The organism is Algoriphagus boritolerans DSM 17298 = JCM 18970 (genome assembly GCF_900108085.1).
Classification (GTDB): domain Bacteria; phylum Bacteroidota; class Bacteroidia; order Cytophagales; family Cyclobacteriaceae; genus Algoriphagus; species Algoriphagus boritolerans.
In genome coordinates this window covers 23,905-40,630 of the sequence record NZ_FNVR01000012.1, presented here as the reverse complement: position 1 = coordinate 40,630, position 16,726 = coordinate 23,905, and the positions used below count along the sequence as shown (strand labels likewise).

The following is a 16,726-nucleotide window of genomic DNA, read 5'->3' as shown; positions in this document are numbered from 1 at the left end:
AAGAAGCTTCCAACCCAAAATCTATTTTGCTTTGTGGGAAGAAAACTTAGCGCCTTAATGTCTTCGTAGCCAAAACTAAAAACATCAAAGGGTATGTCCATTCAGGATCGCCCCGTCTTTGACTGATTTGAGGTAAGTGACCGTCTTGCCGTCTTCACCTACTTCGCATACCCGATAACTTGTAAAGGGATTGCCCCAACTGCCGCCGAAATGTCCGGACCAAAAATAAGGCTTCTTTCGGTTGATCATGATTCCATCTACATCGTGATCATGGCCGTGAAACGTTGCCTTTACATTCGGATAGCTGGCGATGAGTTTCAGTAAATCATCACAGGCGACTCCGTGCCTGGTCCAATCGTTTTGGGAAATGTGGACAAACAGAAAAACATGGGTAAGTCGGGCATATTCTTCCAAGATCGCCTTTGCAAAACTGATGTTGGCACAGAGGTAGTCTCCGGCCTCGTTGGAGCAGTTCATCAAAATGAAACCGTACTGTTCCTTTTGGATGAAAGAAAAATCAGCGGGTTGTCCCCAGAGTTGGAGCCAAGAAGCCTCCGAAATGCGGTCATGATTGCCCTTGCAGACATAGTAGGGCACTTTTAGTGTTTCATAGACTTTTAAGACTTCAGGCATCCATTTGGGCTCATCGTGGATCAGATCGCCATTGAAGACCACAAAATCCACATTTTCCTCGCGATGGATAGCATCGATCAGGAGTCGGTGGGATGTTTCATAGTCCGTATTGGGTTGGCCATAGTGTCCATCCGAAGCAGTGATGAACTTAAGTTGGGTGGATTTGGGGAAATCTTTTTTTCCGAAGGAGATAAAAGGCATGGTCATCAGGGAGGAGCTGATCAAACTGATTTTCTGAAGAAAGGGGCGTCTTTGCATGATTTCAAATTAAAGGATTTCAATTAAAAACAGGAATTGCAATTGAAAGTATTCGTTACTTATAGCAGCAGCCTAAAGCCAAAGACATGTAAATCACCCTGATCAAAATCCAATTCGTAAGCACGCTGGAAGCCCATTTTTTCGTACATCTTCCAGGCAGTCATCATCGTCAAGGTAGTGTGCAGGATCACTTGGGCCAAGCCGGAATCCTTTGCCTTTTGGATACAGGCAAATGTCAGAGCTTTTCCGATTCCCAATCCTCTGGCATTGGGAGAAACTGCCAAAAATCGGATTCCTGCGGCATTTTTTTCTTGTGTTGCCAATCCTTTGGAACCGTAGTTGCTCATATCTCCCAAGTAAACTACGGCACCCAATACAGCTTTATTGTTGTCTGAGGCGATCAAAAGTGAGGTTTTCGGTTTTTCGGTGAGTCTCCCTATATGCAGCAAGAGGTCATAATATTGCGGAAAATCCTCAGGTTGAGGAAAACCTTTTAGCCCGGAGTACACCCCTACCATCATCTTCCCTGTTTCCTCAAATTCCTTTGACTTCGCTTCTCTGATCAAAAAAGGTTCGTTGTGAAGGTTCATCTATTGGATAGGGTTGTATGGGCTTCGATCAAAAGGTACTGCGAATTGTATAGTATTCAAAATTCGGATAGGGATGTTCGCTACTTTGAGCTAGATGTCTGTGAATTAAAACGCATCAAAAGACTTTTATTTAGGACTTCAGTAGGTGTAGATCATCACTATTATCTCGGCCTTTTGCCTTGAATTATTTGTAAGTTAAATTTTTGAATCAATTTGAAGGTTGTTTTGCGTTTTTTCGGCCACTATATCCAGCTGTTCCATTGTTCTGGATACAGATTTCCACTCTGCGAAAGCAACTATTTTCACTATAAAAGCCAGAAACTTTCCGGGATTGATTAGCTTTTTTGCCAGTTTGGAGATGTTGGTATCACGTTCTCTGACCTGAAAATCCTTGTGCGGGTCCAAATGATATTCTCCTGCGTATTTCCAAGCGCCGTCCCGGGCAACTTGGATGGAAAAGTTGAGCAGCATTTCGTCACGCCCTTTGGCCAAAGGGATCAGCCATCCGAAAATAGGGGAGACTGTGCTGATATTTGCTTTGACCCCGTCCAACAGCTCGGCCAGGACTGAGTTGATTTTATTGAAATCTCCCTTGATTCCGGCCAAGTCTTTCCCCAACATGGTTTCGGAAGCTGCAATTCCCAAATCCAAATTGATGTGGGCATTGATTCCCAGGAATAAATGCTGCAAAACGAGGTGTCCAGAATCTCTACTTGCTTCGAAAGCCAGCCTCCAGCTTTCGGTGGGCTTGGCGCCACTTTTCCAAAGTTCATAGGCATCGACAAACCGCTTTGCAAAAAGGACGTCCAAGATTTCCATTCTTGGATTGTCTTCAAATTCATCCGCCAAAATTCCGTCTCGAACTCTGCGCGTAACTTGACGGTATAGGATTGCAAAATAGCCGATTCGGGATTGTTCGCTTTGGCATTCGGCTATGATTTGATCCAGCCGGATCAATACTTCTTGAATGGTTTTCATCCTTGATTTTACATAAAAAAGCTTTCTAACAAATCTCCGACATAAAAGGCTACTACTGCGGCCAGAAGCCCCAGTCCTAAGGTTTCGGAAACACTTCTAAGCTTGGAGGTTTGGTTTACAATGCCTTTGAGCCAGCCGACAATCATGAAGGCGAGTCCGGTAAGTATGCTGGTCCAAAGAAAAATATTGAGATCTGTTGGGAAAAAGAAATCGTAGAGGTAGACCATCAGTGGAATGAAGCCGACCAACACAAAGGAAATCAGGGTGGCCAAGCCAATCTTAAATGGACTTTTGCTGTCCCGCATCATTCCAAGTTCGTCCTTCATCATCTCTGCTACCCACAAGTCTTTGTCTGAGCAGATGTGATTCACGATATTCTCCAAAAGTTCGCCTTTAAAACCTTTTTTACGGTAGATAGTGGCAATTTCTTCCCGCTCCATTTCAGGGAGATTTTCGATTTCCCAATACTCGATTTTCTCATGCTTGCCAAAATTATCGCCCTCACTTTTGGCAGAGAGGTAAGCTCCGACAGACATCGAAAAACCATCCGCCAGTAAATTGGCAAGGCCCAAAATAATCAGAATTCCCGGATTCAAATTGGCTCCAAAACCTCCCGCCACCACGGCAAAGGTAGTCACCGCTCCATCAATCCCACCATAGACAAATTCCCGCAGGTACTCTTGTAGCTTTCCAAAATTTGTTTTGGGTAAATGAATGTTGTTTTCCATGTCCTACTTTAGATTTTCAAGGAAAAAGCGCTTAACATTTTCTCCCGTTCCTGCGCAGATTTTACGGGATTTCATTTGGCCTCGCTAGATTGTGGGACGGTATTGATCCCGATGACAAAATGGATTACCAGGGAAAGGAAGTTTTTTTTCATTAAGTGGCGGGTTTGTACTCAAGTTAATTGAAAAATTGAATGAAGTTGACCGAGAAGTTGCGAAATCTTAAAAGCTGGATTTAAAAATAAATCAAAAATTTTTAACTGAAATTTTGATTGTTTGTTTGGTTTTAATAGGTTTAATAAACTTTAGCAAACAGAATAATTGTTTAACCCAGTGCTTTGCCAAAGTTTATATGGTTTTAATCCATTCACAATAAACCCTGATAGGGAGCCTAATTTTAAAAAGGCTCCCTTATTTTTTGCCCAGCAGTTTTTGATTTATGTCAAAAATTTAAAAACTGGTTTAAAAATTTGCTCTTTTTTAACAAAAAAGTGTGAAAAGTTCAAAATCTGGTTTTTGGAGTTTTCTGAAATCGATTTCCAGAAGATTCTGATTTTTGGCCTGAAAACAAAAAAACCTTCCCGAATATTTCGAAAAGGCTTTCCCATTTAATTAACCCTTTAATCCAAATTAAGTGCTAAACGAGCTCTTTTTTAGCCAAATAGAAGTCCACCATCTCATAATCACTCGCTTCACGCTCCAGCATTTCTTCTACTGTCTTTGGTGGAGGTACAATTACTTTTTCTCCAGGCTTCCAGTTCAGAGGCATCGCTACTTTATATTTATCAGCAGCTTGCAAGGCTAGCAAGACGCGCTTAATCTCTTCCATATTTCGTCCTACATTGAGCGGGTAGTACATGATCAATCTGATTTTTCCGCTTGGATCTATGAAAAATACTGCACGGACTGCGGCAGTTTCACTTTCTCCAGGCTGCAGCATTCCGTATAGCTTCGATACTTTCATGTCTATGTCTGCAATGATTGGAAATTCGAACAGAACCCCGGTGTTTTTCTTTACATTATTCACCCAAGCAATGTGGGAATGGATACTATCGATACTCAAGCCGACCAATTTGGTATCAAGCTCGTCAAAGAACTTTTGTTCCAAAGCAAATCCACTCATTTCAGTAGTACAGACAGGCGTGAAATCAGCTGGGTGTGAAAATAGAATTACCCATTTTCCCTTGATGTATTCGGAAAATTGCATCTTTCCAGTGGTAGTCATAGCTACAAAATCAGGAGCCATATCCCCGATTCTTGGCATAGTTAATTGTTGATCTTCCATGATATGATTATTTATCGTTTTTGAAATCTGATAGAACAAATCTACCTGCTGAAAATTCATTTACTGGTGACTAAACTCACATCCAAGTCTGATTTGGGGATCTTTCTACAATTTGAAGCCGCTGACTACTCTGATTTTTGTTTAGATTTCTCGAGAGGTGCTGAGCATTCTTCTTCGTTATATTTTGAGGACTTTTCGAAAGAATACTTTTTAATAGCTACTATCATCTAATTTCACTTTTCCCCGATAGGTCCAATAGATGATGGTGGTGTACGATACGACAAATGGTAGCCCAAATGACGCCAAAATGGCCATAGTCTTTAGCGTGTAAGCCGAAGAGGCACCGTTGTAGATATCCAGGTTGAACTTGGGATCGAGATTAGAAACCATCAGGTTTGGAAAAATACCCAAGGCAAACAGCATCACCACTGCACCGATCATACTTGCTGAAGAAATAAAGGCCCAACCTTCCCGACCTTTTGAAAGCATCCTCGGAATGTTGGCAATGGCCAGAATATTCAGGACCACAACTGTCCAGGCAAAGACCGAAATCATGGTTTCGTGATTTTCGACCAGTTCATGTTTGTTGCCCGGAAGATCTATTTTTCCAAAGGAAAAATTGGCGATCATTTCCGGTTTCAGATAGAGTGTCATACCGGAGAAGATCACAAAGAAGATCACGAAAATCCAGTAATTCAGCTTGATCCAGCCTTGGACTTGCTTCTGAAGCTCACCTTCAGTTTTCATATTGAGATAAATCCCTCCATGAAGCGCAAACATGCTCAAGGCAAAAAAACCTGAGGCTATGGAATAGGGGTTGAGCAAGTCGAAAAACGTCCCTTGATACTCCATGTCCTCGCCGATGGGGAAACCCATGACGATATTACCAATGGCTACTCCAAATAGAAAGGCAGCCACAATCGATCCAATAGAGAAACCTCCATCCCAAAAGCTCCTCCAGCGTTTCCCCGGTTCCTTGCTGCGAAACTCAATCGAAACTGCCCGAAAAATCAAAGCAATCAACAGCACCATGAAAGGGAGATAAAATCCGGAGAAAGCAGTGGCATACACATTGGGAAAAGCTGCAAAAAGTGCCCCACCTGCTGTGATCAGCCATACTTCATTTCCATCCCAAACTGGCCCAATGGCATTCATCAGGATGCGACGGTCATGATCTCCTTTGCTTCGCAGGTGAAGAATCCCCACCCCCAGATCAAAGCCATCCAGAATCGCATAGCCAACAAGTAAAACCCCGACTAAAATGTACCATACTACGTTAAAATCCATGATCAATGCGGTTTAATGACGTCCATTCGTTCTGATTTTTTATGATATCCGGCTTCCACACCTGTGCTTAAGTGCTCTGGCCCGTGCTTTATTTCCCGATCCAGCACATAGAGCCAAACGAAAAACAGGAGGATGTACACAAGGACAAACAAAACCAATGAGATCATTACTTCCGGGGCAGAGATAGACTTGGATATTCCTTCACTTGTTCTCAATAGTCCCTGCACAATCCAAGGTTGCCGGCCCCGCTCTGCGGATACCCAACCCAATTGATTGGCTAGCACCGGTAAGGCTACTGCGGGAATGTAAAGTTTCATCAGCCAGGACCATTTTGGAGTAAAAAGCTGCTTTCGCCAAAGTAAAAACAAGCTCAGCAGTGTGACTCCGATGAATAACATTCCCAGTGCCACCATCAAGTGATAGCTCTGAAAGACTCCATTCACGGCAGGCCAGTCTTCCTCGGGGAATTCCTCCAAGCCCTTGACTTCTCCGTCAAAATCTCCATGCACCAAAAAGCTGAGCATTCCCGGTATGGCTACACCGGAGGTTTCTCGTGTATCAGGATCAGTCCATCCAAAGAGGTAAAGTGGCGCTTTGGTTTGGGTTTCGTATAGTCCTTCAAAGGCGGCAAGTTTTGCCGGTTGCCACTCGCTGACAATTTTGGCATGCTCATGCCCGATAAAAGGCTGAGCTAAAGAAGAAACAGCGGCTACTCCTAGGGCAATGGCAAAAGACTTTTGGGCAAACTCTACATTGATTTTTTTGACCAGATAATAAGCCGAGACACTCATGACCAAGAAAGCTCCTTGAATCCAAGCTCCAATAATCACGTGCGTAAATCGGACCATGGCTGAAGGATTAAATACCATCGCCCAGAAATCTGTGATGACTGCTCTTCTGATTCCGTAATCCACCACAATATCATAGGCGACAGGAGTCTGCTGCCAGCTATTCGCCACCACGATCCAAAAGCCGGAGAGGATACTCCCGGCGGCAACCATAATGGTGGCAAAGAGGTGCATCCCGGGCTTGACCCGATGCCATCCAAACAAGAGTATCGCCAGAAAACCCGATTCAAGAAAAAAGGCAAAAATCCCCTCGGCAGCGAGCGGAGAACCGAAAATGTCTCCAACAAACCGCGCATAGGTGGACCAGTTGGTGCCAAACTCAAATTCCATAACAATACCTGACGCTACTCCTACAGAGAAATTTGCAGCGAAAATCTTGATCCAAAACCGGGTGATCTTTTCATAGATTTTCTTTTTAGTGATCAGGAAAAGTGACTCATAGATCACCAGCAATAAGCCCAATCCAATACTGAATGGCGGGAAGATGTAGTGAAACATGATAGTAAAAGCAAATTGAATCCTTGAAAGTGTCTCTACATCCCAATTCATGGTGCGGATTTTTTTGGTTTTCTGTAAATAATCAAGCTGGCAATAATGAAAATCAGTCCAAAGAGAATCTTCAATAGCTTTGGTGTATCAAAGCCAAAAACTGTTTCGGGTAAGTCCGGTATTTTTGTAAGAATCCGAAACAAAAACATCAATCCCATACCAATCAGAAAAAGAATATTTATTCGCGATTTCATCAATTGGGGATTTTCATTTGGAACAAACTTTACCAAAATTAACTTTCAATAAATAGATTTAAGTGATCGATGTCACCCGAAATAAATTCAATCACCATGACTGATAATAAAAATAATTTGGGGAATTTTCTGGAGGAGTGTTTTCCTCAATTTGAAAAAGATTTGAAAGCTGAAATCCTTGCCTGTTCCAGATTAAATATCTTGGCTGTGGACACCCTGATGATGGATATTGGTCAGAAAGTGGAGGAAATTCCCCTCATAGTTTCAGGCTGTGTTAAGGTTTTCAGAGAAGATGAGGATGATCATGAACTATTCTTGTATTACCTCGGTCCAGGTGAGGCCTGTGCCATAACCATGATTTGCTCTGCCCGTGAGGGCTATTCCAAGATTAAGGCGATTGCCGAGGAAAAAACCACCGTGATTGTGGTACCGATTGATAAGCTTGATCTTTGGATGCCCAAGTACAAGTCCTGGTATTATTTTGTGATGGACACGTATCAGGATCGCTTTGAAGAATTGCTTAAAGTGGTGGACGGAATCGCATTTCATCGGATGGATGAGCGATTGATTGAGTATTTGGAGAAAAATGCTGAGGCAAGCCAAAACGCCACTGTCCACAAAACCCACCTGCAGATTTCGCAAGAATTGAATTCAAGCAGGGAAGTGATCACCAGATTGCTCAAAAAATTAGAGCAGCGTGGAGTAGTCCGTGTAAGTCGGAATCAAATCGAATTACTTTCCTAAGACCGGAGGAGTGCTTTTAGAAGCTTTTTTTTTCGATGCGCAAAGTTGAATTCATTTTTTATTCTTAAAGAGGCTTCAGCCGAAAGTTGCTTCGATTTTGATAAGTCAAAACCTAGAATGAGCGCTTCCAACTCGTTAATTTCTTTTCGAAAAAGTAGAAATCCAGTCTTGTCTATGATCTCCGGAATCGCCCCTACAGCCGAGCCAATTGGCACACAGCCACAGGCCATTGCTTCACCTAAGGCGTTGGGAAACCCCTCCGAAGTGGAGAGTTGAAGGTAAAATTGATGGGTGTTGTATTGTTTCAAGAGTTCGGTAGCCTTTAGTTTCCCCAAGATTTTCACATTGGAATTTGAAGAAATGTAGGCAGGATCCCCTACCAAAGTGAAGGACCAATCCGGATGATTTTTGGCTAATTTTTCAACGAGATCGTAACCTTTGACAATTGCCCGGGATGGATTGGATGTTCCTGTGGCGACGGAAATAAAACTGAAAGGCCTTCGCTCTCTGCCTAAATCCCTCCAAAAATCGGTATCGAAACCGTTTGGAATGACCTGAATGGGCGTTTTCAGATCGGGAATCAAATTCAATAGGCCTTGCTTGGGGTTGATCTTCGGATCATAGGCGTACTCCTGTTTGACTAAGGCGTCTGCTACAGGCAGGATCAGGGAGCAGTTTTTGAACGAATAGACCGTAGCTTTCCGAAGCCACTTTTTCCGAAAATTTCCATAGCCGATCTCCGGCATATTGATACAGTCCGTACCTCCTGCCTGAATGGTGCATTTTTTACCTAAAATCCGCCCAAACCAAACCGGCAAAACACTGTGATATCCTCCAAAAAAACAGAGGTATTGGCAGGTGACAGGCAAGAACCAAAGCAACTGAAAAAACTGAAGAATAAAGTAAAACGGGAGAAGAACAGGGCTTTGCGTAAACTCCAAGGGTTTGATCTTTGCCACTGGACTGATCATTTCCAAATCTCGGTCGATAAATGCGGTGCGAACGGGGAAGATGTATAGGATCATCGATCTGTTGAAACGGAACTCGGCCTACAAAGTAAAAAGTTTAACCTGGATTATGATCAACCGGAAGGATCAACGCTTGAATTCTCATGGTTTTTCCGCATGGGTTTACTTGGCTTGATTTGACAGTACCTATCCCGTATGACCCGAATGTTGCACAAATTTCGTAGTATTGTCAAACATGTTGATCGTTTACCGATTATATAAATGATCGTTTTTTGAACCCTTTTTGGCAAATTTCTTGACTATTAATTAAGAAAAGGCGGTTACTCCTCAATCCAAAAAGTAAAATTAAATCCTATCAAAAGATTCATCAGGACATTTTTAAAGGTTTTAGGTGTATCGATAGCCTCGCTTTTGGTTATCGCGGTTATTTTGTTGCTTTTCATTCGAAGTCCTTGGGGCCAAAGCATTGTGGTCAAAAAGGCCACAAGCTATGTGTCCAATAAGACCAACACCAAGGTTTCTGTGGATAAATTCTTCCTGACCTTTGGAGGAAATCTGTATCTCGAAGGCCTTTATTTGGAAGATAAGGCAGGTGATACCTTGCTTTATTCGCGCAAATTGGAGGTGGGGGTCGCAATTACTCCATGGATCCAATCAGGTGCTATCGAAATCACCAAGCTGGAATGGGAGGGACTAAAAGCAACAATTTCCAGATCAGAGCTATCCGAGGAATTTAATTTTGATTTTTTAATTGAGGCATTTGTTTCACAAGATGGGGAAGTGACGATAAAAGATGAATCGCCCGTACAGGCAGACACCACAGCCCTGTCCATTACCTTGTCTCCTGTTTCTCTGAAAGATTTTGACCTTCGATACCGTGATGAAGCCCTGGGAATTGATGCCTCCCTGAGACTTGGGGCTTTGGAGATTGCGATCCCGCTTTTCAATTTGGGACAATCCCAATTTCGGATTTCAGACTTTTCGCTCCATAATTCCCAAATTTCCTACATTCAAACCAAGCCTTTCGAACCAAGTGAGGAAGATTCTGTAGAGGGGATTTTGCCGTTTTTGATTCTTGATCATGTCCTTCTGGATGAGGTAACTGCGAGCTATTTCAACAGAGTTGATCAACAGCGTGCGGAATTGAAAATCGGGAACTTTATACTTCAGGCTCCCAAAATTGATCTTCAAAATCAGATCGTCGAACTCAGTACGATCAGCCTGCTGGATTCAAAAATTTTATTTCATGACTTCGGAGTCGATGAAGAAGTTCAGGAACTTGCTGCCGAATCAATCCCCTTTGTATGGCCCGATTGGAATGTGCAGGTTGGGAGCATTTCCCTACAAAATAACTCGGTTGATTTAAAGACGGCTGACCTTCAGACTCAACAGGGCTATTTCAATCCTGAAGTGCTTTTCATCGAAAATATTCGATTTTCCGGTGAGGATTTATTTCTCGAAAATAACCTGGCAGGGCTGAAGGTACGGGATGCGGGATTTGTCGAAGCGGGAGGATTTGAATTGAAAAATCTGAGGTTTGACTTTTCTCTATCCGAGTCCTCGTCCCAGCTGCAAGATCTATGGATTGAAACTAACAAGAGTCAAGTGAAGGGATTGGCGGAATTGGGCTTTCAGTCAATTCAGCTTCTCATGGACAATCCCGAAACAGCCGACTTCGATATTTCCCTGACCGAAACCCGGCTTGACCTCAAAGACAGTTATTTCTTGGTGCCTGAGCTTGCAGACGATACGCTCTTGCGTGAACTCGCCACCGCTCCAATTTATGCGCAGCTCAAAGCCAATGGAAATCTCAATTCGCTAGCCATAGATTTACTGGATTTGAAATGGAGGGAATCGGTTTTTCGTGGAAATGGCCAGTTGACCCATGTTTTGGATCCGGAGCGATTGACTTTTGACTTTCCGCAATTGGGATTAAGAACCGATCGGGAGACCCTATTCAGGTTCATGGATGAATCTCAGTTTGCCAATTTCAATTTACCGCAAGAGATCAACTTGAGCGCGAATGCAGCCGGAAAGCTGGACGATGTGTTGGCTAAGGTCGAACTGGATACGGAATTGGGAAATATCCTGCTGAATGGCAGTTTTCAAAACAATGAGATTTTGGCCTTTGATGCGGATCTGGGTATAAATCAACTCCAATTGGGAGCAATTTTGGGAAATGCCGGACTTGACACCTTGTCTTTTCAACTTTCCGCCAAAGGTTCCGGTACGACATTGAATGACCTGAGTGCGCAGCTGAGCTCCTCCTTTGACAGATTGCGAATCAATGGCAATGATTACTCCGGATTGGCTTTGGAAGGTCAGCTGGAAAATGGAGTCGGCGATGTCCACATGTGGCTGGAGGATGAGTTTCTGAATTTCGACCTGTTGACCAATTTGAGTTTGGATACAGCCCGGTCAATTATTGATTTAAACCTGGATTTGAAAGGCATCGATTTGTACAAGTTGGGATTTGCCGGGCAAACTACCCGTGCAAAAATGCTTTTTCAAGCAAAATTTGAAGGAAACCCTTCTGATTTCGATTTGACTACCAGTCTTAGCGATGCCATTGTGTTGTATGATCAACGAACTTATCCCCTTGGCCCCTTGGATCTGAATGCACGAATCCGGGAAGATTCCACAAGCATCTCCATCAAAAGTCTTCTTTTAAATGGTTTTCTTCGATCAAACACTTCCCCTGACAGTTTGATTACAGCGGTTACCCAGCATTTCAAACAACATCTGGATGAACTAGACACCATGGGTCAGTCTTTGGGAGGCATTACCATGGAAATGGATCTCTTAATCAATCAGGCACCTATACTTAATCAAGTGCTTCTTCTGGGTTTGGATCAATTGGATAGCGCTAGAATCCAGGTGGATTTTAGCCAGCCGGCTGACAAGCTGCTCGCGAGGATTGATTTTCCTTATGTGAAATATGGTGGAACAGAAGTCGATAGCTTGGGAATCAGGATCGATTCCAGCAATGATGATTTAGACCTTGCTTTTGGATTTTTAGCGCTTAATTCCGGCCCTTTGGCCATGGACCGGACTTATTTCACAGGAATACTTCAGCAATCCAGGCTCTACTTTGACTTCAATTCATTTTCCGGAGAGGAAAAATCAGTTCACATCGCGACCGACATCGGCTATTCCGGGGATACACTGAGCATCCATGTATCTCCCGAAAACCTTCTGGTGAATTCACAGGAGTGGAGTATACCGGAGAACAACCTCATTCAGATCGCCCAAAAGTTTGTTGATTTTGAGGAGTTTAGATTTTTCAGCGATCAGCAGGAATTGTCGCTTCGGAATGACTTGGTGGATATCACCGATGAACACCTGGCGATTCAGTTTGACAATTTCAGATTGGAAACTTTCACCAGCTTGCTCAATCCACATGAATTGATAGCCTCGGGTTTTGTCAATGGAAGATTGGTATTGGAAAATCCATTTGGTGCACCGGGTATACTGGGTCAATTGCAGGTGGATAGTTTGAATTTGCTACAAGTTCCGTTGGGAAATTTGAATCTCGAGGCCACTTCTGAGACGCTTGGCGATTATATTCTAGCCATGAGTCTGAAAGACGGTGGAATGAATTTGGACTTGGGCGGGGATTTCAAAGCAGCTGAAGCCGGAGGGATCTTCAATGTCCGATTAGACCTAAATCAGATCGATATGGAAGTCCTTGCCGGACTTTCGGGAGGTGAATTGGAGAATGCTTCCGGATATATCTCGGGGGTAATAGAGGCAAGTGGAACTACCCAAGAACCCAATTACACGGGCGAAATCAAATTTAATGAGGCTGCATTTGTCGTCTCCCAGCTCAATGCAAATTACCTGCTTTCAGAAGAAGCTATTTTATTGGACAATGAAGGAGTTTATTTTCGGGACTTTACGATCCGTGATGAGAACAACAATACATTCGAAATCGAGGGAGCGATTATCACCGAAAGTCTGATCAATCCTTCCTTTGATCTTAAGCTTCTTGCCAAAGATTTTTCAGTGGTTAATTCCACCCGAAAGGACAACGATCTGTTTTTTGGAAAGGGGATCATTGATGCTGATGTGACCGTTACGGGAGATCTCAATTTGCCCAAAGTAGTGGCAAATCTGACCGTTAAAGAGAATACCGAATTGACCATCATCATCCCGGAGTCACAACTTGATCTCGTGGAGCGGGATGGCGTAGTGGTATTTGTGAATCGAAGTGATCCCTATGACATCCTTACCCGAGCGACCGATGAGACCACGAGTGGGTTTGTGGGATATGACATTCGGGCAATTATTCAGGCTGACCCAAAAGCATCATTTCGATTGGTCGTCGATGAGCGGTCAGGGGATAATCTTCTCGTTTCTGGCAGTGCAGATCTTAATCTCGAAATCAATCCAAACGGAAGGATTACCCTAAGCGGAAACTATGAAGTTCGAGACGGACACTATGAAATGTCGCTGTATAACCTTGTCAGCAGGAAATTTGCCATTGGTCAGGGAAGTCGGATCACTTGGAATGGAGATCCAATGGATGCCACATTGGCGATAAACGCAATCTATGAGATCAGAACTGCCTCGAGTGAATTGATGTCTTCGCAGCTGACCAGTGCGTCGGGAGAGTCCAGAAATCAATATTTTCAGGAGCTTCCTTTCCTCGTTTACCTCAATGTCAACGGCGAGCTGCTTCGTCCCGAAATCTCTTTTCGACTGGATATGCCGGAGGCGCAGCGAGGTGCCTTGGGCGGAAATGTCTATTCCAGAGTGTTGCAAGTCAACGAACAGGAAGATGAGCTGAACAAACAGGTGTTTTCACTTTTGGTCTTGAACCGGTTTTTCCCATCTACAGGAAGTGATGGATCCGGAGGAGGCACAGAAGCTATCGCAAGAAGTAGTGTGAGCCAGGTGCTATCAGGACAGCTCAATGCACTTTCGAGCAATTTGCTCGGAAAGAGCGGCTTTGAGTTAGACTTTGACTTGGACAGCTTTACGGACTATCAGGGAAATTCACCCCAAGAACGGACTCAGCTGAATGTCAGCGCCAGAAAGCAACTGTTTAATGATCGACTTGTGGTGCAGGTGGGAAGTCAAGTCGATGTTGAAGGAAGCCCCCAAAATCAGCAACAGGGCAACGCGCTTTTGGGAAATGTCAGTATCGAGTATTTACTGACAGAAAATGGGCGATACCGATTAAGAGGATTTCAGCGAAATGAGTTTGAAAGTATCATCGACGGTCAATTGATTGTGACAGGATTTGGAGTGATTTTCACCCGGGAATTCAACTCATTTCTGGAATTGTGGAAAGAATCGGAGGCAAAAAAAAACCGACTAAATCCTATCGATGAACTCGAAAAGCGAGGTAAAACCAAAAAGGAGGAAAATGAAGACCTTTAGCGCTTTTTTCACCGGAATGACCTTTATTCTTGCGCTTACTTTTGGGTGCAGTGTAAAGAAATTTATTCCTGAAGATGAATACCTCTACACGGGAGCTACCCTAGAGTTGAAGTCCGGTGATGATATCAATGACATCAAAGAAGTAACCGAAGAAGTGGAGGCACTCTTGCGGCCTGAGCCTAATAAAAAAATACTTGGGATGTACGTTGGGCTTTGGGCCTACTACAAAGGCACTCAAGAAAAACCGGGATTTATCAATCGGTTTTTGAATAAAAAACTGGGAGAAAAACCCATCTATTTTAGTGAAGTAAATCCCCCTCAAACGGAGGAGCTCATTCTCAACCGACTCGAAAACAGAGGTTTTTTCTACAGCATCACCAGTTCTGACGTCCGCCGAAAGGGTAAGTTTGCTGACTTGGCTTATACCGTTCAGATATCCAGCCCTTACCTGATGGACAGTTTGATGGTGGATCGGGACTCTATGGAGATCGATCGGGAAATCATCAAGTTATTGAAAGATACCGAATTGAAGCCCGGTACGCGCTTTGACTTATCAAAACTAAACACTGAACGGGTCCGAATCGAAGATGCACTCAAAAGCAGAGGTTATTACAACTTCAATGATGAGTACTTGATTTTTGAGGCTGATACCAATTCAGGCGATTCCGCACGGACTTTCAACTTGTACCTCAGATTCAAGAATTCCGTCTCTAAGGCAGGAATTATTCCCTACAAAGTGGATGAAATCAATGTTTTTCCCAATTACTCCATTGATGATGAAGCTGAGTTAATCGATACCGTAACGCTCAACGGAAAGAATTTTATTCAGGGGGAGCTGGTTTTTAAGCCAAATTTATTGGACGATTACATTTTGATCGAAAAGGATTCACTTTACGATCCGACTAAATCGAGGCTTTCCAGCAATCGCCTAAGCTCGATTGGCAATTACCGTTTCGTGAATCTGCGGTATGAGGAACTGGAGGCAGACGACACACTAGGGCATCTGCGAGCCAATATTTACCTTTCTCCTATGGCCAAGCGATCCCTGCGAGCGGAACTTCAGGGAATCTCCAAATCCAACAATTTTGCCGGCCCTGCGGTAAATGTTATTTACCGAAACCGAAACCTCTTTGATGGCGGTGAGACACTGAATCTTACCGGGAAGTTTGCCTATGAATTTCAGGTGGGTAGAGGGGGAGTGCAAGGTTTGAATTCAGTGGAATTAGGATTGAAAGCCGATTTGATCTATCCCAGAGTGATATTTTTTATTCCGATCAAGGAACGTTTTAGCTACTCAGTCCCTAAAACGAAAATTAGTTTGGGAACTGAATTTCTGGATCGCGGGGGCTTGTACCGTCTGAATACCTTCTCGGGAAATTATGGGTATTTCTGGAACGCAAATCGTTTTGTTTACCATGAAATCAACCCGGTGAGCATCAATGTAGTAAACCTGACCAAAACGTCCGAGGAATTTGAATCCATCTTGGATTCCAATCCTTTTCTTCGGAACAGCTTCCAACGTCAGTTCATTGCGGGGGTGAATTATACTTTCAATTATAATAAACTCGCAGACAAATTCAGAACGCATGCGGTTTTTGTGGGAGTCGGGTTGGATTTGGCAGGAAGTGGCCTAAATGCGGTGAGCAATATCATCGGGTCAAAATCCGGGGAACTTTTAGGAATGCCTTACGCCCATTATGCCAAAGCTGATTTGGATCTGCGCTACTACTTCAGATTTTCCAAAGAGCACACCCTGGCCACCAGATTTTTGGCAGGAGTAGGCAAGCCCCTGGGGCGTTCTGTTTCATTACCTTATGTCAAGCAGTTTTTTGCGGGAGGACCCAACAGTATCCGGGCTTTTAGAATCAGGTCTCTGGGACCGGGTACCTACCGACCGGAGGTTTTTAACCAGGCATCTTTCTTTGATCAGGCTGGTGATATCCGGCTGGAAGGAAATCTTGAATACAGATTTCCTATTATTTCTGTTTTGAAAGGGGCTGCGTTCTTTGATGCAGGAAATCTCTGGCTGATGAATGAAAATGAATCACTGCCCGGCGGGAAATTCACTTCCTCCTGGTGGGATGAACTTGCGGTGGGAACTGGAATTGGACTGCGTGTTGACATTGAGTTTTTTGTGATTCGCTTTGACTTAGCCACTCCGCTTCGAATCCCTTCCCTGCCTGAAAATGAGCGTTGGGTCCGCAATTTTGACTTTGGTGACAAAAGCTGGAGACGTGACAACCTGATTTTCAACTTTGCAATTGGGTTCCCTTTTTAAGAAA

Annotated in this window: 12 protein-coding genes; 3 read left to right on the top strand and 9 right to left on the bottom strand. The window is 43.6% G+C overall.

Annotated features, from left to right (window positions below; translation table 11 throughout):
• Positions 1–84: 84 nt before the first annotated feature.
• The 8 genes from C4S61_RS11830 to C4S61_RS21830 all read right to left on the bottom strand — a co-directional run bounded on the left by C4S61_RS11830 (position 85) and on the right by C4S61_RS21830 (position 7,347).
• The gene (locus C4S61_RS11830) at positions 85–891 is read right to left on the bottom strand and encodes a metallophosphoesterase family protein (protein ID WP_200820576.1); all 807 of its coding nucleotides are present in this window, start codon (positions 889–891) and stop codon (positions 85–87) included.
• 59 nt (positions 892–950) lie between these two features.
• Complete coding sequence (locus C4S61_RS11825; protein ID WP_103925012.1) at positions 951–1,481, bottom strand: GNAT family N-acetyltransferase; 531 nt, start codon at positions 1,479–1,481, stop codon at positions 951–953.
• A gap of 195 nt (positions 1,482–1,676) precedes the next feature.
• The gene (locus C4S61_RS11820; protein WP_103925011.1) at positions 1,677–2,459 is read right to left on the bottom strand and encodes a DUF5995 family protein; all 783 of its coding nucleotides are present in this window, start codon (positions 2,457–2,459) and stop codon (positions 1,677–1,679) included.
• Positions 2,460–2,467: 8 nt separating this feature from the next.
• Entirely contained in the window at positions 2,468–3,187 is a 720-nt protein-coding gene (locus C4S61_RS11815) for a VIT1/CCC1 transporter family protein (RefSeq protein WP_103925010.1), read from the bottom strand.
• A gap of 634 nt (positions 3,188–3,821) precedes the next feature.
• Complete coding sequence (locus tag C4S61_RS11805; RefSeq protein ID WP_103925086.1) at positions 3,822–4,469, bottom strand: peroxiredoxin; 648 nt, start codon at positions 4,467–4,469, stop codon at positions 3,822–3,824.
• A 210-nt stretch (positions 4,470–4,679) separates the two neighbouring features.
• A complete protein-coding gene (cydB, locus tag C4S61_RS11800) occupies positions 4,680–5,756 on the bottom strand; it encodes a cytochrome d ubiquinol oxidase subunit II (protein WP_103925008.1) in 1,077 nt (358 codons plus the stop codon).
• A gap of 2 nt (positions 5,757–5,758) precedes the next feature.
• Positions 5,759–7,153 (bottom strand): cytochrome ubiquinol oxidase subunit I, encoded by a 1,395-nt coding sequence (locus tag C4S61_RS11795; protein ID WP_103925007.1) that lies wholly within the window; start codon positions 7,151–7,153, stop codon positions 5,759–5,761.
• Positions 7,150–7,347: a hypothetical protein gene (locus C4S61_RS21830; protein ID WP_160111235.1), complete on the bottom strand. Its 198-nt coding sequence runs from the start codon at positions 7,345–7,347 to the stop codon at positions 7,150–7,152. The genes C4S61_RS11795 and C4S61_RS21830 overlap by 4 nt, the downstream gene beginning before the upstream one ends.
• A gap of 96 nt (positions 7,348–7,443) precedes the next feature.
• On the opposite strand from C4S61_RS21830, the gene C4S61_RS11785 reads away from it, so the two are divergent.
• A complete protein-coding gene (locus C4S61_RS11785) occupies positions 7,444–8,091 on the top strand; it encodes a Crp/Fnr family transcriptional regulator (protein ID WP_103925085.1) in 648 nt (215 codons plus the stop codon).
• Here C4S61_RS11785 and C4S61_RS11780 read toward each other — a convergent pair.
• Positions 8,088–9,116, bottom strand: coding sequence for a glycosyltransferase family 4 protein (locus C4S61_RS11780; RefSeq protein WP_103925005.1), 1,029 nt, complete (start codon positions 9,114–9,116; stop codon positions 8,088–8,090). The two genes, C4S61_RS11785 and C4S61_RS11780, sit on opposite strands and share 4 nt — an antisense overlap.
• 411 nt (positions 9,117–9,527) lie before the next feature.
• On the opposite strand from C4S61_RS11780, the gene C4S61_RS11775 reads away from it, so the two are divergent.
• Both C4S61_RS11775 and tamL read left to right on the top strand, forming a co-directional pair.
• Positions 9,528–14,444: a translocation/assembly module TamB domain-containing protein gene (locus C4S61_RS11775; protein ID WP_235009941.1), complete on the top strand. Its 4,917-nt coding sequence runs from the start codon at positions 9,528–9,530 to the stop codon at positions 14,442–14,444.
• Complete coding sequence (gene tamL / locus C4S61_RS11770; protein ID WP_235009939.1) at positions 14,431–16,722, top strand: translocation and assembly module lipoprotein TamL; 2,292 nt, start codon at positions 14,431–14,433, stop codon at positions 16,720–16,722. The genes C4S61_RS11775 and tamL overlap by 14 nt, the downstream gene beginning before the upstream one ends.
• Positions 16,723–16,726: the final 4 nt, after the last annotated feature.